The sequence below is a fragment of the Pseudomonas marginalis genome, assembly GCF_008692035.1.
GTDB lineage: Bacteria > Pseudomonadota > Gammaproteobacteria > Pseudomonadales > Pseudomonadaceae > Aquipseudomonas > Aquipseudomonas marginalis.
This window is the reverse complement of the sequence record NZ_VTFG01000001.1, coordinates 1,733,054-1,748,459: the sequence shown is the minus strand read 5'-3', so window position 1 is coordinate 1,748,459 and position 15,406 is coordinate 1,733,054. Positions and strand designations below refer to the sequence as shown.

General features: G+C 63.8%; 14 protein-coding genes. 4 read left to right on the top strand and 10 right to left on the bottom strand.

Annotated features, from left to right (window positions below):
• Position 1: 1 nt before the first annotated feature.
• The 10 genes from FX984_RS07810 to FX984_RS07765 form a co-directional block, all read right to left on the bottom strand.
• Positions 2-697, bottom strand: coding sequence for an ABC transporter ATP-binding protein (locus FX984_RS07810; RefSeq protein ID WP_027606163.1), 696 nt, complete (start codon positions 695-697; stop codon positions 2-4).
• A complete protein-coding gene (locus FX984_RS07805) occupies positions 697-1,446 on the bottom strand; it encodes an ABC transporter ATP-binding protein (RefSeq protein WP_027606164.1) in 750 nt (249 codons plus the stop codon). Before FX984_RS07805 ends, FX984_RS07810 begins: the two co-directional genes overlap by 1 nt.
• A complete protein-coding gene (locus FX984_RS07800; RefSeq protein ID WP_146477036.1) occupies positions 1,443-2,453 on the bottom strand; it encodes a branched-chain amino acid ABC transporter permease in 1,011 nt (336 codons plus the stop codon). Before FX984_RS07800 ends, FX984_RS07805 begins: the two co-directional genes overlap by 4 nt.
• A gap of 1 nt (position 2,454) precedes the next feature.
• A complete protein-coding gene (locus FX984_RS07795; RefSeq protein ID WP_065923782.1) occupies positions 2,455-3,315 on the bottom strand; it encodes a branched-chain amino acid ABC transporter permease in 861 nt (286 codons plus the stop codon).
• A gap of 67 nt (positions 3,316-3,382) precedes the next feature.
• Positions 3,383-4,585 (bottom strand): ABC transporter substrate-binding protein, encoded by a 1,203-nt coding sequence (locus tag FX984_RS07790; RefSeq protein WP_141155479.1) that lies wholly within the window; start codon positions 4,583-4,585, stop codon positions 3,383-3,385.
• A gap of 123 nt (positions 4,586-4,708) precedes the next feature.
• Positions 4,709-5,479 carry a FadR/GntR family transcriptional regulator gene (locus FX984_RS07785; protein ID WP_027606168.1) on the bottom strand — a complete coding sequence of 257 codons (771 nt, stop codon included), beginning with the start codon at positions 5,477-5,479 and terminating at the stop codon, positions 4,709-4,711.
• 107 nt (positions 5,480-5,586) lie between these two features.
• A complete protein-coding gene (locus FX984_RS07780) occupies positions 5,587-6,336 on the bottom strand; it encodes an alpha/beta fold hydrolase (protein ID WP_027606169.1) in 750 nt (249 codons plus the stop codon).
• Between the two features lie 107 nt (positions 6,337-6,443).
• On the bottom strand, positions 6,444-7,856 hold the full coding sequence (locus FX984_RS07775) for an efflux transporter outer membrane subunit (RefSeq protein WP_146477038.1): 1,413 nt from the start codon (positions 7,854-7,856) through the stop codon (positions 6,444-6,446).
• Positions 7,849-9,819, bottom strand: coding sequence for a MacB family efflux pump subunit (locus FX984_RS07770; RefSeq protein WP_146477040.1), 1,971 nt, complete (start codon positions 9,817-9,819; stop codon positions 7,849-7,851). Before FX984_RS07770 ends, FX984_RS07775 begins: the two co-directional genes overlap by 8 nt.
• A 1-nt stretch (position 9,820) precedes the next feature.
• Complete coding sequence (locus FX984_RS07765; protein ID WP_146477043.1) at positions 9,821-10,990, bottom strand: efflux RND transporter periplasmic adaptor subunit; 1,170 nt, start codon at positions 10,988-10,990, stop codon at positions 9,821-9,823.
• 191 nt (positions 10,991-11,181) lie between these two features.
• On the opposite strand from FX984_RS07765, the gene FX984_RS07760 reads away from it, so the two are divergent.
• From FX984_RS07760 to FX984_RS07745, 4 genes are all read left to right on the top strand, one after another.
• Positions 11,182-11,730 carry a sigma-70 family RNA polymerase sigma factor gene (locus FX984_RS07760; protein WP_223841646.1) on the top strand — a complete coding sequence of 183 codons (549 nt, stop codon included), beginning with the start codon at positions 11,182-11,184 and terminating at the stop codon, positions 11,728-11,730.
• Positions 11,731-11,849: 119 nt separating this feature from the next.
• A complete protein-coding gene (locus FX984_RS07755; RefSeq protein ID WP_027606174.1) occupies positions 11,850-13,187 on the top strand; it encodes a lysine N(6)-hydroxylase/L-ornithine N(5)-oxygenase family protein in 1,338 nt (445 codons plus the stop codon).
• Positions 13,188-13,253: 66 nt separating this feature from the next.
• Positions 13,254-14,474, top strand: coding sequence for a putative DNA modification/repair radical SAM protein (locus tag FX984_RS07750; RefSeq protein WP_027606175.1), 1,221 nt, complete (start codon positions 13,254-13,256; stop codon positions 14,472-14,474).
• Positions 14,471-15,304, top strand: coding sequence for a TIGR03915 family putative DNA repair protein (locus FX984_RS07745; protein ID WP_154905344.1), 834 nt, complete (start codon positions 14,471-14,473; stop codon positions 15,302-15,304). Before FX984_RS07750 ends, FX984_RS07745 begins: the two co-directional genes overlap by 4 nt.
• The last annotated feature ends 102 nt before the right edge of the window (positions 15,305-15,406 follow it).

The window sequence follows — 15,406 nt, the reverse complement described above, 5'->3', positions numbered from 1 at the left end:
GTCAGGCGCTCAGCGCCAGGTAGCGGTTCTTGATGGTCGGGTCGGCGCGGAAGGCGGCGGCACTGCCTTCGTAGACCACGCGGCCCTGTTCGAGGACGTAATGGCGGTCGGCGAGCTTGTCGCAGACCATCAGGTTCTGTTCCACCAGCAGCACCGGCAGGCCGTCGTCCTTGACCTTGCGCAGGATCTTCACCAGTTCGTCGACGATCACCGGGGCGAGGCCTTCGGTGGGTTCGTCGAGGATCAGCAACTTGGGGTCGTTGAGCAGGGCGCGGGCGATGGCGAGCATCTGTTGCTCGCCGCCGGAGAGTGCATGGCCGGCGTTCCTGCGCCGCTCCTTGAGGCGCGGGAACATGCCGTACACGTCTTCGAGCTGCCAGCGGCTGGTCTTGCGCACGGCGATGCGCAGGTTTTCCTCGACGGTCAGCAGGCGGAAGATCCCGCGATTTTCCGGCACCAGCGCCAGGCCCTGGCGCGCGATTTCAAAGATTTTCTGCCCCACCAGCGCCTGGCCGTTGAAGTGGATCTGGCCCTGGCGCGGGCAGATGATGCCGAGGATGCTGCGCAGGGTGGTGGTCTTGCCCGCGCCATTGCGCCCGAGCAGGGTCACCAGTTCGCCGGGGTTGACCCTCAGCGACACGCCTTCGAGCACGTGGCTCTTGTCATAGTAGGAATGGATATTCTCGACGATCAGCATCAGGCAGCCTCCCCAAGATAAGCACTGCGCACGCGTTCATCGGCACGCACGAACTCCGGCGTGCCTTCCACCAGGATCTGCCCGTGGCTCATCACCGTGATGCGCTGGCTGATGGACATGACGATGCTCATGTTGTGTTCGATCAACAGCACCGTGTGGTCGCGGCCGAGGTCGCTGATCAACTGGGTCATGATCGGGATGTCATCGATGCCCATGCCCGAGGTGGGCTCGTCGAGCATCAACAGTTTGGGCTTGGAGCAGATCGACATGCCCACCTCCAGCACCCGTTGCTGGCCGTGGGACAACTCGCCGGCCAGGGTCTCGGCGCGGGCGCTGAGTTGCAGGCGTTCGAGCACCTGGTCGGCCATCTCCAGGTGTTCGCGCTTGCTGTCCACGCGGCGCCAGAAGTTCAATGCACGTGCACCGTCGCGGCCCTGGGCGGCGAGGCGCAGGTTTTCGCGCACGCTGAGGTTCTGGAACAGGCTGGTGAGCTGGAACGAGCGCGCCATGCCCAGGCCGACGCGGCCGTGGGCCGGCTTGCGCATCAGGTTCCTGCCGTCGAAATGAATCGCTCCGGCCGTGGCCTGGCGTTCACCGGTCAGGCAGTGGAACAGGCTGGTCTTGCCCGCGCCGTTGGGGCCGATGATGGTGTGGATGGTGCCGGCTTCGACCTTGAGGTTCACGCCATTCACCGCACGGAACGCGCCATAGGCCAGTTCCAGGTCCTGGGTTTCCAACAGGATGCTCATAGCCCTTCCTCCTTGGCGACGACGGCAGCCTTGCGACGGCCGCGCACGCGCTCGAACAACGCGGCCAGGCCGCCCCACAAACCGCCGCGCATGAAGATCACCACCAGGATCAGGATCACCCCCAGCAGCATCAGCCAACGGGGCCACAGGTCGGAGAGAAAATCCCCCAGCAGCACGATGGACCCGGCGCCCAGCAACGAACCGAACAGCGAGCCGGTGCCGCCGATAATGGTCATGATCAGGATGTTCTCGGACATCGCCAGGTCGATATTCGACAGCGGCACAAAGTGCAGCAGCATGGCGTACAGCGCCCCGGCAATCCCGGTGACTGCGCCGGACAGCACGAACACCAGGATCTTGAAATGCCGCGTGTCGTAGCCGATGGCCGAGGCGCGGGTTTCGTTTTCGCGGATCGCCATCAGCGTGCTGCCGAACGGCGAGGCGATCACCCGGCGTGCGCCGATAAAGATCAACAGGAACAGCACCGCGACAAAGCCATAGAACGCACGGGCGTCGGCCAGGGACAGCAGCACGGTATCGCCGATGCGGATTTCCGGGCGTGGCACGCTGAGCAGGCCGTTGTCGCCACCGGTCCAGTCGCTGAGGGTGTAGGCGACAAAGTACGCCATCTGGCTGAAGGCCAACGTAAGCATCACGAAGTAGATGCCGGTGCGCCGGATTGCCAGGGCACCCACCAGCAAGGCCAGGAAGCCACCGGCGATGGCGGCACCCAGCAGCGCGGCGAACAACCCCAGTTGCAGGTGGATCATCAGCAGTGCCGCACAGTAGGCACCGGCACCAAAGAAGATGCCTTGGCCGAATGACAGCAGCCCGGTGTAGCCCAGCAACAGGTTGCAGGCCAGGGCGGCCATGGCAAAGATCAGGATCTCGCTGGCCAGGGTCGCCGAGGGCACTATCAAGGGCAGGCCGATCAGCACCGCCACGACCCACAGCAACATGGCGCGCGATTGGGTTTTGGCAAACGGCAGGGGATTTTTCTCGCTCATGTCAGGCTCTCCCAAACAGGCCGTAAGGCCGCACCAGAATCACCACGGCCATGGCGCCGTAGATCATCAGGCTCGCGCCTTGGGGCCAGAGTGTGGTCATCAGGCTTTGCACCACGCCGACCAGCAAACCGCCGACCAACGCACCGCTGAACGAGCCCATGCCGCCGATCACCACCACCACGAAGGCGATGCCGAGAATCTCCGGGCCAACGAACGGCTGCGCACCGCGCAACGGCGCGAACAGCACGCCGGCCATGCCGGCCAGGCCCACGCCGAGGGCGAAGGTCATGGAGAACAGGCGGAAGATATTCGTGCCGAGCAGCGACACGGTCTCGGTGCTTTCACTGCCGGCGCGCACCAGGGCGCCGAAGCGCGTGCGCTCCAGCAGCAGCCACAGGCCCAGGCCCACCAGCCCGGAAAACACGATGAGGAACAGGCGGTAGTAGGGGTAGACGAAATCACCCACCACCAGCACGCCGCGCAGCAGTTCCGGCACGGCGACGCTTTTGCCCACCGGGCCCCAGATCATCACGCTGGCTTCCTGGATGATCAGTGCGATGCCCAGGGTGACCAGGATCTGGAACATGTGCGGCAAGTGATAGATCCGCTGGATCAACAGCCGCTCGATCACCCAGGCCAACGCGGCCACCACCAGCGGCGCAATCAGCAGCGCCAGCCAGAAGTTGCCGGTGAGGCTCACGGCGGTGTAGCAGATGTAGGCGCCCAGCAGGAAGAACGCGCCGTGGGCGAAGTTGACGAAGTTGAGCAGGCCGAAAATGATCGTCAGCCCGACCGCGATCAGGAAGTAGATCATTCCCAACCCAAGGCCGTTGAGTATCTGGAACAGGTAAAGATTAAGCATGCAGAAACCCTCGAACAGGTGGCCGCCCGGGCGGCCCTGCCGTGTACACCGGTGGTGTTTTAGCGGATCAGGCGAGCGTGCAGCCCGTGGCTTCCACCGGCGGGAAGGACTGGCCGGCGCTGAGCACCTTGGCCAGGTCATCCTTGTCGGCCATCTCGCTGGCGGCCTTGCCGACCAGCAGGTAGTAGTCCTTGATCACCTGGTGGTCGCCGGCGCGGATCGACTCCTTGCCGGTGGGGCCTTCGAAACTCAGGCCCTGCATGGCCTTGGCCACGGTCGGCCCGTCGAAGCTGCCGGTGGCGATGATGGTGTCGAGCATGACTTTGGTGCTGATGTAGTCGGCGGCCAGCGGGTAGGTGGGGTTGATGCCGTACTTGGCCTGGGTCAGCTTGACCAGCTCGCGGTTGAGCGGGGTGTCGACCTGATGCCAGTACTGCGCGCCGAGGTACACGCCGTCGAGGATATCGCTGCCCAGTTCCTGGAACTGGTCGAGGCCGGCGGACCACACCAGCAGCACTTTCATGCGTTCCTTGATGCCGAAGTTCACCGCCTGGCGCAGGGTGTTGGACGACTGGCTGCCAAAGTTGAGCAACACCAGCACATCCGGCTTGGTGGAAATGGCATTGGTCAGGTAGCCGGAGAATTCCTGCTCCTGCAGCGAGTGGTAGCTGTTGCCGACATGCTCCAGGCCATGTTCCTTGAGCACGTTTCTGGCGCCTTCGAGCAGCGCTTCGCCGAACACATATTGCGGCGTGATGGTGTACCAGCGCTTGGCATCCGGCAGCAGCTTGATCAGCGGCACCATGGTTTCGCGGATCGCGCCGTAGGTGGGCACCGACCAGCGAAACGTGGCGTGGTTGCAGTCTTTGCCGGTGACTTCATCGGCACCCACCGGGGTCATGAATACACCGCCAACCTTGTCGACTTCCTTGGCCACCGCGAGTGCCGACGACGACAGCGTACAGCCCTGGAAGAACCGCGCGCCGTCCTGCTGGATCGCCTCCTGCACCTTGCGCACGGCCTTGCCGGCGTTGCCCTCGGTGTCGATGACCTTGTAGTTCAAGGGGCGGCCCAGCAGCTCGGTGTGTTGTGCCACCGCCAGGCGCGAACCCATGTCGGCAAACTTGCCATAGCTGGCAAAGGCGCCGGACATGGACTTGAGGCCGTAAAAGGTAAAGGGCTCGGCGGCGAATGCCGAACGCACACTCAGTGGAAGACTGAGGGCGGCGGCCGCGGTAAGACTGGCTTTCAATAACGTACGACGCTGCATGGGGTGACTCCCTGGTTTAGTTATTGGCAGGAGTAGCAAGGGCGATACGGTGGAGCAGGGCCTGTGGGCAGGCCTGTTATTGGGATAACGCAGTGAATGCAGTCAACTGTGGGCGGGGTGTTTTCAGTGGTTGTGGTCGAACTCCAGTAGAAAGTGCGGGCTGACCTGGCCTTCCAGCGCGGTCATATGGTGTTCGGCGTCGCACATATGTTCATGCATCAGGCTGCGTACCGCGCCTTCATCCCCGGCGCGAAAGGCGTTCAGCAGTTGCTTGTGATAGTCGAGGTTGGCCGCGTCGAACTGCTTGCGCTTGGGCTTGTAGGCTTTTTTCAGTACCACCAGGTCGCGCAGCAGGTCGTTGAGAAATTGCGCCATAAAGCTCAGCAACGGGTTGGGGCAGGCCTTGGCCAGCAGGTTGTGGAACTCCAGTTCCGCCAGGCGTTGCTCGCGCTGGCCGGCTTCGCTGTCTTCGGGGGCGCTGCAGAAATCCACGTTGTCCTGCAATGCCCGGTAGTCGTCCTCACTCAGGCGCCCGAGCACCGACACCGCCAGTTCCACTTCGATGACCTTGCGCAACTGGTACACCTGCTCGCCGTCCAGGTGCTGGAAGTGCAGGTAGTTACGCAGCGCGCGGCTGGCGGGCTCCGTGCCGGCCTGGTTCAGGTAGGCACCGCCGCTGGGGCCGGTGCGCGTACTCACCAGCCCCTCGACCTCCAGGGCCTTGAGCGCTTCACGGGCCGAGCCCTTGGAGCACTGGAAGCTTTCCATCAGCTCACGCTCGGTGGGCAGGCGGTCGCCGGGCTTCAAGGCGTCGGTGACGATGGAGCGCTTGACCGACTCGACAATCACGTCGGACAGCTTCTGGCGTTTGCGGCGTAGCGGGCGAGTCAGCATGGGTTCGATTTATCGTATTAATGCGGATAAATAGTACTTAATAACGATTGCGACGGAGCGTCAACGCAGGGTGTCGTTTTCGGCGGCAACAGGTCGTAAACGACGCGCTACTGCCTGCCTGCCACGTCAAGGCAGCGAGTCGACGGTGGCGGCTGTTTGCCATAGGCGAGGAAGTCACCCACCCATCGGTTGATACAGCCGCCGGCGTCCGGTTTGGCGGGCTCCTTGAGGCGCAGTTGTTCGACCCCAAGCCTACCCGCCATGGTGTGTTCGGCGTTGACCAGCACCATGCGTGCGACGCGCTCGGGAAACACTGCGGCATAGCGGCTGCCCAGGCGCGTGGCGAGGGTGTCCCCCAGGTAATGCAGTTGGGCGTCGCCCAACTGGGCGCGGACGTACTCCATATCCCGTACGGCCTGTTCGACGCCATGCTCCTGAGTGAGGTCGCGGGGGCTGAGTTCGATCATGTCGTAGCGGTTGAGCAGCGTGCGATAGGCTTGTGTGGAATACGTGTCCCAGCGGCTGGCGAGGTGAATGGCGAAGGTGCTTCCGTAGTTTTTTTGCGCGGTGTCGCCGGCCTGGGTGAAGACCACGCCCTTGCGGTTCAGGGGATCGCGGGCGCCGACACGGGTCAGGTAGAGGCGCTGGTGGCCTTGCCAGGGGGCGGCATGGTTGCGCGGGACGGTGACGATGCCGCACTGGGTGCGCGACAGCACCTCGGGGTCAAGCCGTTCGGTGGTGGGGAGGGGGCAATCGAGCAGCCAATCAATGGCGGTGGGTTTGATCAGTGGCTCTGCCTGGCCAAGGTTTGCCATCAACCAGAGACAGCCGCACGCGAGGTATTTTGCAACATTCATCAGTGTTCCCTGGCAGCCGTGTGATAGCGGCATTTTTTACCAAGGAACCTGAGTCGAAGAATGTAGGGGCGGTAGACGACTTATGTACGAAACTGGAGTTTCGTTTATCAGATGCTGGTTTTCCAACCGCCGCCCAATGCCTTGTACAGCGCAATGCTGGCCTGCAGGCGTGACAGTCGCAATTGCACGTTCAAGTCCTGGGCGGCATACAGGGTGCGCTGGGTTTCCAGTACCGTCAGCAAGTCCTCGGCACCCGCCTGGTAGCGGCTTTCGGCGATCCGGAAGGCGGTTTGGGCCTGTTGCAGTTCTTCCGTTTGCCAGTGGCGCTGCTGGTCCAGGCGCGTGATGCTGCTGAGGGCTTTTTCCACATCGGCAAAACCGTTGATGATCGCGCCGCGGTAGGTTTGCAACAGCTCCTCCTGGCGCGCGCGCGCCTTGTCGCGCTCGGCGCTTAAACGGCCGTTGTTGAAGATCGGCCCGACCAGGCCGGCCGTCAGCGTGTAGTAGGGGCTGCGCAGGACGTCCACGGCCTTGTAGGCATCGGAGCCGAGTGTGGCGCCGAGGGTCAGGGCCGGCAGCATGGCGGCGCGGGCCACGGTGACGTCCGCCTGGGCCGCCGCCAGTTCGGCCTCGGCCTTGGCAATGTCCGGCCGGCGGCTGAGCAACTGGCTGGGCAGGCCGGCGCCGATGGCTGGCCAGGTCAGGTCCTGGAAGGGTTCGGTGCCCAGCTCCAGGGCCTGGACCGGTTGGCCGAGGAGGGCGGCAAGGGTGATCTGGGATTCTTCGGCCAGTTGTTGAATCAACGGCAGCTGGCGTTGCTGGCTGGCCACCAGGCTTTTCTGCTGGGCCAGTTCCAGGGCCGTGGCGGAGCCTGCGTCGTAACGGGTCTGCACCAGCTCGAGGACGTTACGCGCATTGGCCAGGTTCAACTCGGCGATCTGCTGGCGCTCGCGCGCCGCGAGGGTTTGCGCGTAGCGGTCGGCGACGTTGCTGAGCAAGGTCAGCTCCACGGTCGCCTGGTCGAACTCGCTGGCGCGCAGGCTGTGCAGGGCACTGTCACGGGCAGCGGCGCGGCCACCCCAGAAATCCACTTCGTAGCTGGCGGTGAAGTTGGCGCCGAAATTATCGACGGCGTCATCGCTTTGTGAGGCGTCAAGGTCCGGCCCGCCCGCGCCGTGCAACAACTTCTGGTGGCTGGCGGCAAGGTTGAACTTCACCTCGGGCAACAGTGGCGCCCCGGCAATCACCGCCGTGGCCTGGGCCTGGCGCACGCGGGCCATGGCGGCGGCCACGTCGAAGCTGTCACGCCGGGCCTGGTCGACCAGGCGGTTCAACTGCGGGCTGCCGAACTGCGTCCACCAGCGCTGGTTGGTGGCCCGGGCGGCGTCGCGTTCGGCGAACTGCCAGGCAGCCGGCGGCGCAATAGCGCTGTCCACGGCGGGCGGGTCACCGGCGCAGGCCGTGAGCAGCAGGCACAGGCCAAGTGCGGGCAGGTACGGGGGAATGGATCGTTTATTCACTGGTCAACGCCTTAACCGGATCGAGCCGGGCAGCTTTACGGGCCGGCATGAAGCCGAATACGACGCCGGTGACCAGTGCGCAACCGAATGCGCCAAGCACCGCCACCAGGGAAAACTGCACCGCCACCTTGGCCAGCACCAGCACGCCACCCACCAGCAGGGCCAGGGCAATGCCGCACAGGCCGCCGACCACCGACAGCATCACCGCCTCGGTCAGGAACTGGCGCAGGATGTCGCGCTGGCGCGCGCCGGTGGCCATGCGGATGCCGATCTCGCGGGTGCGTTCGCGCACGGTCATCAGCATGATGTTCATCACGCCAATGCCGCCCACCAGCAGGGAAATCGCGGCAATCGAACCGAGCATCAGCGACAGGGTGTTCTGGGTGCGCGCCTCGGCCTGGATCATCGCCGCGTTGTTGGTCAACTCGTAGTCGCGCTTGCCGTTGTGCAGCTTTTGCATCAACTGATCGATGGCCACTTCGGCCTCGTGGACCTTGCGCGCATCGGCGGCGGCAATCACCACGTATTCGGGGTTGTAGCTGCCGAACAGGCGCACGCTGGCGGCGGAGTAGGGGATGGCGATACGGTCATCACTGTCTTTGTTGCCGGAGCTGGCGCCTTTCTCCGCCAGCACGCCGATCACCTGGAACGGTACGTTTTCGATCAGGATGTATTGCCCGATGGGGTCGACCTCTCCCTTGAACAGCTTTTCCCGCACGCGATGACCGATCACGGCCACGGTGGCGGCCGCACGCTCGTCGGCCGGCGTGAAGTAACTGCCCTCGACCACCGGCCAATTGAAAATATCCGGGAAATTGGTGTCATTGCCGCCCACATAGGCCATGTAGTCGACGTTGCCATAGCGCACGCCGGCTTCGGTGCCGTTGACCGGCATGATGCGCTTGATCTGGGGCAGCGCCGCCAGCGCCGCGACGTCGTTGAGGGTAACGATACCCAGCGGCGTGCGCGGGTTGGGCGATGAGCCGCTGAGGTAGAGGATGTTGGAGCCGAACGCGCCCATCTGCGCCATGACCTGGCGTTTGCTGCCTTCGCCCACGGCCAGCATCACCACCACCGAGGCCACGCCGATGATGATCCCCAGCAGGGTCAGCGCGGTGCGAAAACGGTTGATCCACATCACCCGCCAGGCGGCCTGGACCGCGTCCAGCAATTCGGCTTTCCACGCGCCATTGTGTTCGGCGCCGTCGGCCAGGCGCTGGCGCAGGTCCACGGCTTGCAGCGCGCCGCGGGTGGCGGGTGGGGGCGCGGCGTTGTCATCGGCCGAGTCACTGATGATCAGGCCATCGCGAATCTCGATGATGCGGTTGGCCCGCGCCGCCACTTCGCGGTCGTGGGTGATCAGGATCACCACATGGCCCTGGCTGGCCAGTTCGTCCAGCAGGCTCATCACCTCGGCGCCGCTGTGGCTGTCGAGGGCGCCGGTGGGTTCATCGGCAAGGATGATGTGGCCGCCGTTCATCAGCGCCCGAGCGATCGAGACACGCTGTTGCTGGCCGCCGGACAGCTGGTGCGGACGGTTACCGGTGCGCTCGGCCAGGCCCAGGCGCGCAAGCAGGGCGTGGGCGCGGGCATGGCGTTCGGCGGCGCTGATGCCGGCGTAGATCGCCGGCATCTCGACGTTCTCCTGGGCCGAGCCCGAGGGGATCAAATGGTAGCCCTGGAACACAAAGCCGAACGCCTCGCGGCGCAGCCAGGCCAATTCGTCGCTGTCCAGGTGGGCGACGTTTTCCCCCGCGAACAGGTACTCGCCCAGGCTTGGGCGGTCGAGGCAACCGAGGATATTCATCAACGTGGACTTGCCGGAACCGGAAGCCCCGACGATGGCGACGAATTCCCCGGCATGGATCGACAGGTCGATGCCGCGCAACACGTCGACCTGCGGGCTGTCGCCACCGCCGTAGGATTTGCGGATGTTCTTGAGTTCGATCAGGGGCGTGGTCACCTCAACCCCCGTTGCCGTCGGCCGGGCCGATCAGCAGGTGATCGCCTTCGTGCAGGCCGTCGAGCACTTCGACCCGCAGGCGATCGCTGATACCCAGGCGGACTTCACGTTCTTCGATGCGGCCGTTGGTGGCGACCACGCGGGCGATCTGCTTGTCGGCACTGGAGGTGCCCAGCAGTGCGGCCACCGGTGCGGTGAGGACATCCTTGACCTGGCTGGCGACGAAAAATACCTGGGCGGTCATTTCGGCCATCAACGCATTGTCGCTGTTGTCCACATCCAGCAGCACGGTGTACAGCACCACGCGCCCGCTGCCGCTTTTGCTGGAACTGTTGGGGCTACCGCTGCCCTGGGTTTCATTCAGCGGCTTGGGCGGGATCGGCAGGATCTGCCGCACGGTACTGGTCCAGCGCCGGCTGCCGCCGCTGAGGGTGGTGAAGTAGGCGGTCATGCCCGGTTTGACGTGGCCGATGTCGGCTTCCGAGACTTCCGCCCACACGGTCATCGGCGACAACTTGGCGATCCGCAGGATCAGCGGCGTCTGCTGCTGGGCATTGAGGGTCTGGCCGACCCGCGCGTCCACCGCGACCACGGTGCCGGTCATCGGTGCGTAGATGCGCGTATAGCCCAGTTCCGCTTCGTCGCTGCGCATGCTGGCCTGGGCCTGGAGAATCTGCGCCTGGAACATGTCCATCCGGGCCTGGGTGGCACTCAGTTCGGCCTTGGCGGTTTGCACGTCTTCCTCGCGGGTGGCGTTGCCGGCGGCCAGGCGCTGCTGGCGCTGGTACTTCTGGCGGGCGAGGGCGTGCTGGGCCTTTTGCTCCTGCAACTGGGCCTTGAGGTTTTCGATGGCGTAGCGGCTGGCGTCGAGCTTGGCTTTTTGCGTCGAGGGGTCGATCTCCACCAGCAATTGGCCTTCCTGCACCTGGTCGCCGGCTTCAACGTGGATCTTGCGAATCTGCCCGGACGCCTGGGCGCCCACGTCGACATACCGGCGCGGTTGCAGGGTGCCCAGGGCCGTGACGCTGTTTTCAATAGTGCCGCGGGTGACGGTGACGGTGGTCAGGTTGTCACGCCCCGGCGGCAACACCTGCCAGGCGGCCACGGCGATGATGGGAATCAGGCACGCGATAGCGAGCAAGGCGCGTCGGGCAGGTCGAGGGCGTTTCATGCTTAGGTTCCAGCCGGGAAAGTTCGGAGCGCAGTTGCGCAGAGCTGACAGTTAAACGAGAGAATTGCCCGAGGATTTAGGCTGTTACATAAGTGGTTACAGGTCTTGTGGAGAAAAAAAACGGCCTGTAGGTGCAAGTCTTGTTTAAAAGTAGATGAGAATTACTATAAATTGCACCTACCCAAACTGCCATTACTGAATACGCCGTCTTTTTTCGCACTCAAGGATCTGATGCCGCCACCCGGCGGCCGGGAGTCATGTTGGAAAACTACTATCGCGAGCTGGTGTGTTTCCTCAACGCCAAGCTGGGCAACCGTCAGGTGGCCGAGGATGTGGTGCATGACGCTTATGTCCGGGTGCTGGAACGTTCCAGCGAGACGCCCATCGAACAGCCGCGTGCCTTTTTGTATCGCACCGCGCTGAACCTGGTGATCGACGGCCACCGGCGCAATGCCCTGCGCCAGGTCGAACCCCTGGAGGTACTCGACAGCGAGGAGCGCTTTGCCGCCTGTTCGCCCCATGCCACCCACGACTACGGCCAACGCCTGGCCTTGCTCGAGCGCGCCCTGGCCGAGCTGCCGGCGGCCTGTCGCGACAGCTTCCTGCTGCGCAAACTCGAGGGCCTGAGCCACCTGCAAATCGCCGAGCGCCTGGGTATTTCCCGCGCTCTGGTGGAAAAACACATCGTCAACGCCATGAAGCACTGCCGGGTGCGGATGCGCGAGTGGGACGCGCACTGATCACTGTTCGGTTAAATTTTTTTTCACTGTCCTCGTTTCCTATCAACACATGACCTGTTGTGCAGGTCTCGAAGGTATTCCCGCCCCACCGCCAAGGGGCTTATCCAGAGGACACTGGAATGACACAGGCAATTGCTTCGCCCGCGGTTCACGACCTGATCGGTATCGGTTTCGGCCCTTCGAACCTGGCGCTGGCCATCGCCCTGCAGGAGCGCGAAAAGGCCCAGGGCAAACTGGACGTACTGTTTCTCGACAAACAGGCCGATTACCGCTGGCACGGCAATACCCTGGTGACCCAGAGCGAATTGCAGATTTCGTTCCTCAAGGACCTGGTGACCCTGCGCAACCCCACCAGCCCGTACTCCTTCGTCAATTACCTGAAAGCCCACGGCCGCCTGGTGGACTTCATCAACCTGGGCACCTTCTACCCGTGCCGCATGGAGTTCAACGACTACCTGCGCTGGGTCGCGGGGCAGTTCCAGGCCCAGGCCCGCTACGGCGAGGAAGTACTGGCCATCGAGCCGATCCTGCACCAGCAACAGGTCGAGGCATTGCGCGTGATCTCCCGCGACGCCCTGGGCGAGCAGCATGTGCGCACCACCCGTTCGGTGGTGGTCAGCGCCGGCGGCACGCCGCGCATTCCCGAAACTTTCAAGGCCCTCAAGGGCGACAGCCGGGTGTTCCACCATTCCCAGTACCTGGAGCGCATGGCCACCCAGCCTTGCGTGGACGGCAAGGCGATGCGCATCGCAATCATCGGTGGTGGCCAGAGCGCGGCCGAAGCCTTTATCGACCTGAACGACAGCTTCCCATCGGTACAGGTCGACATGATCCTGCGCGGTTCGGCGCTCAAGCCTGCCGATGACAGCCCGTTCGTCAACGAAGTGTTCTCGCCGGCCTTCACCGACCTGGTGTTCCAGCAAGTCGGTGCCGAGCGCGAGCGCCTGGTCGCCGAGTACCAGAACACCAACTATTCGGTGGTCGACCTCGACCTGATCGAGCGCATCTACGGGATTTTCTACCGCCAGAAAGTCTCCGGCATCGCCCGCCAGGCCTTCCGCACCATGACCGTGGTCGAGAAGGCCACCCCCGGCCCCCTGGGCATCGAACTGGCCCTGCGCAACAACGCCAGCGGCGAAACCAGCGTCAACCATTACGACGCGGTGATCCTCGCCACCGGCTACGAGCGCGAGACCCACCGCGCATTGCTGGCGCCGCTGGAGGAGTACCTGGGTGATTTTGAAGTGGCGCGCGACTACCGCATCGTCACCGACGAGCGCTGCAAGGCCGGCGTCTACATCCAGGGCTTCAGCCAGGCCAGCCATGGCTTGAGCGATACGTTGCTGTCGGTACTGCCGATTCGCGCGGATGAGATTGCGGCGTCGCTGTTTGAAAATGACCGTAGCCGTGGCAAGGGGCGTTCGGTGCAGGATCTGCTCCTCGCCACTGCCAGCTGACAGGCTGCACTTGTGACACGGGGGGCTGGCTGATACTGTACAAAAAACCAGTATCGGTAAGCCTCCATGCAGTTGATCGAAAAACTCAGCATCCTCGCCGACGCCGCCAAGTACGACGCCTCCTGCGCCAGCAGCGGCGCGCCCAAGCGCAGTTCGGAAGGCAAGGCGGGGCTGGGCTCCACCGATGGCATGGGCATCTGCCACAGCTACACGCCGGACGGTCGCTGCGTATCCTTGCTCAAGGTGTTGCTCACCAACTTCTGCCTCTACGACTGCCAATACTGCGTCAACCGCCGCTCCAGCGACGTGCCCCGTGCACGCTTCAGCCCGGAGGAGGTGGTCACCCTGACCCTGGATTTCTACAAGCGCAACTGCGTCAGCGGGCTGTTCCTCAGCTCCGGCATCATTCGTTCGGCCGACTACACCATGGAGCAATTGGTGCGGGTGGCCAAACTGCTGCGCGAAGAGCATGACTTTCGCGGTTACATCCACCTCAAGACCATCCCCGAGGCCGACCCGGCGCTGATTGCCGAGGCCGGGCGCTACGCCGATCGCCTCAGCGTGAATATCGAACTGCCCACCGATGCCAGCCTGCAAACCCTGGCGCCGGAAAAGCAGATCGTCTCGATCAAGCAGGCCATGCAGACCATCTACACCGGCGAGCAGACGGTCCTGAACGAACCCCGTGCACCGCGTTTCGCCCCGGCCGGGCAGAGTACCCAGATGATCGTCGGCGCCGACGAGACCGACGACAGCACCATCCTCCACAGTGCCGAGGCGCTGTATGGCAACTTCAAGCTGCGCCGCGTGTATTACTCGGCCTTCAGCCCCATCCCCAACAGCCCGAAAAGCGTGCCCCTGGCCGCGCCGCCGTTGATGCGCGAGCATCGCTTGTACCAGGCGGATTTCCTGCTGCGCAGCTACGGCTTCAGTGCCAACGAATTGTTCGAAGGCCCCGGCCACCTGGCCCTGGACATCGACCCCAAGCTGGCCTGGGCCCTGGAGCACCGCGAGGTATTCCCCCTGGACCTGAATCGCGCCGAGCCGACCTTGATCGCCCGCATCCCAGGGATCGGCCTGCGCACCACCCAGCGCCTGGTGGACCTGCGCCGCGAACGCAAGATCCGCTTTGAAGACCTGGCCCGCATGCGCTGTGTGCTGGCCAAGGCCAAGCCATTCTTCATCACCAGTGACTACCATCCGCAGCAGGCGGACAGCACCAGCGTGCTGCTGCGCGAGCAACTGCGCGACCGCCCGCAGCCGCAGCAGATGGGGCTGTGGGGATGATCAGCCTGGAATGCGACAACCTTTTCAGCACCTGGCGCGAACAGGCGCGCTGGCTGCTCAGCCATCAGGTCGACCCCAGCCAGGTCAGCTGGGGCGAGGTGCAGGCGGCGGACCTGTTTGCCACCGATGAGCCGATCCCCGCGGGCTTGGGGCCGTTCCAGGCGCGTGTTCCCAAGGCGCTGCTGGAGCTGTTGGCGTCAGCCGCCTGTTACCAAGGCGACCAGCGTTGGAGCCTGTTGTACGAAGTGCTCTGGCGCGTCAGCCATGGCGACCGCACCGCGATGCTGGCGGGGGATAAACTCGGCACTGAATTGCAGCGACGCATCAAGCAGGTGAGTCGTGAGGCCCATCACCTGCATGCGTTTGTGCGCTTTATCGCCCTGCCGGCAGAAGCAGGGCCCGAGTTGCCGGAGTACGTGGCCTGGCATGAACCGGCCCATGACATCCTCAAATCGGCCAGCCAGCATTTTGTCGGGCGCATGGGGCGCCATCGCTGGATGATAGCCACGCCGTTGGACGGGGTTTATTACGATGGCGAACAGCTGATTCATCAACGCCAATGCCCCGAGGCCTGGCAGCAGCTGGCGCAGAACGTCGAGGATCCCCACAGTGCGATGTGGCTGACGTACTACAGCCACATTTTCAACCCGGCGCGATTGAACCCCAAGGTGATAGAGGGGCACTTGCCGAGTCGGTTCTGGAAGAATCTGCCGGAGGGCAGGTTGATCCCGGGGTTGATCAGCGAGGCGCGTACGGGGAAGCAGAAGGATGGGCAGGCGAAGCTGGTGGGCGCGCGCCAAGGTAAGAAAATCTTAAGCGGGCATGGTTAAAAATGTGGGAGGGGCGGTGCGACGATTCGACTTGCTCCCGATAGCGGTGGGTCAGTGAAAGATGAGCTGACTGACACACTGCTATCGGGAGCAAGCCCCCTC

What these genes read in the sequence shown, in the direction of transcription:
- FX984_RS07810 (WP_027606163.1), bottom strand. Translation starts at nt 697, where the DNA reads ATGCTGATCGTCGAGAATATCCATTCCTACTATGACAAGAGCCACGTG.
- FX984_RS07805 (WP_027606164.1), bottom strand. Translation starts at nt 1,446, where the DNA reads ATGAGCATCCTGTTGGAAACCCAGGACCTGGAACTGGCCTATGGCGCG.
- FX984_RS07800 (WP_146477036.1), bottom strand. Translation starts at nt 2,453, where the DNA reads ATGAGCGAGAAAAATCCCCTGCCGTTTGCCAAAACCCAATCGCGCGCC.
- FX984_RS07795 (WP_065923782.1), bottom strand. Translation starts at nt 3,315, where the DNA reads ATGCTTAATCTTTACCTGTTCCAGATACTCAACGGCCTTGGGTTGGGA.
- FX984_RS07790 (WP_141155479.1), bottom strand. Translation starts at nt 4,585, where the DNA reads ATGCAGCGTCGTACGTTATTGAAAGCCAGTCTTACCGCGGCCGCCGCC.
- FX984_RS07785 (WP_027606168.1), bottom strand. Translation starts at nt 5,479, where the DNA reads ATGCTGACTCGCCCGCTACGCCGCAAACGCCAGAAGCTGTCCGACGTG.
- FX984_RS07780 (WP_027606169.1), bottom strand. Translation starts at nt 6,336, where the DNA reads ATGAATGTTGCAAAATACCTCGCGTGCGGCTGTCTCTGGTTGATGGCA.
- FX984_RS07765 (WP_146477043.1), bottom strand. Translation starts at nt 10,990, where the DNA reads ATGAAACGCCCTCGACCTGCCCGACGCGCCTTGCTCGCTATCGCGTGC.
- FX984_RS07755 (WP_027606174.1), top strand. Translation starts at nt 11,850, where the DNA reads ATGACACAGGCAATTGCTTCGCCCGCGGTTCACGACCTGATCGGTATC.
- FX984_RS07750 (WP_027606175.1), top strand. Translation starts at nt 13,254, where the DNA reads ATGCAGTTGATCGAAAAACTCAGCATCCTCGCCGACGCCGCCAAGTAC.
- FX984_RS07745 (WP_154905344.1), top strand. Translation starts at nt 14,471, where the DNA reads ATGATCAGCCTGGAATGCGACAACCTTTTCAGCACCTGGCGCGAACAG.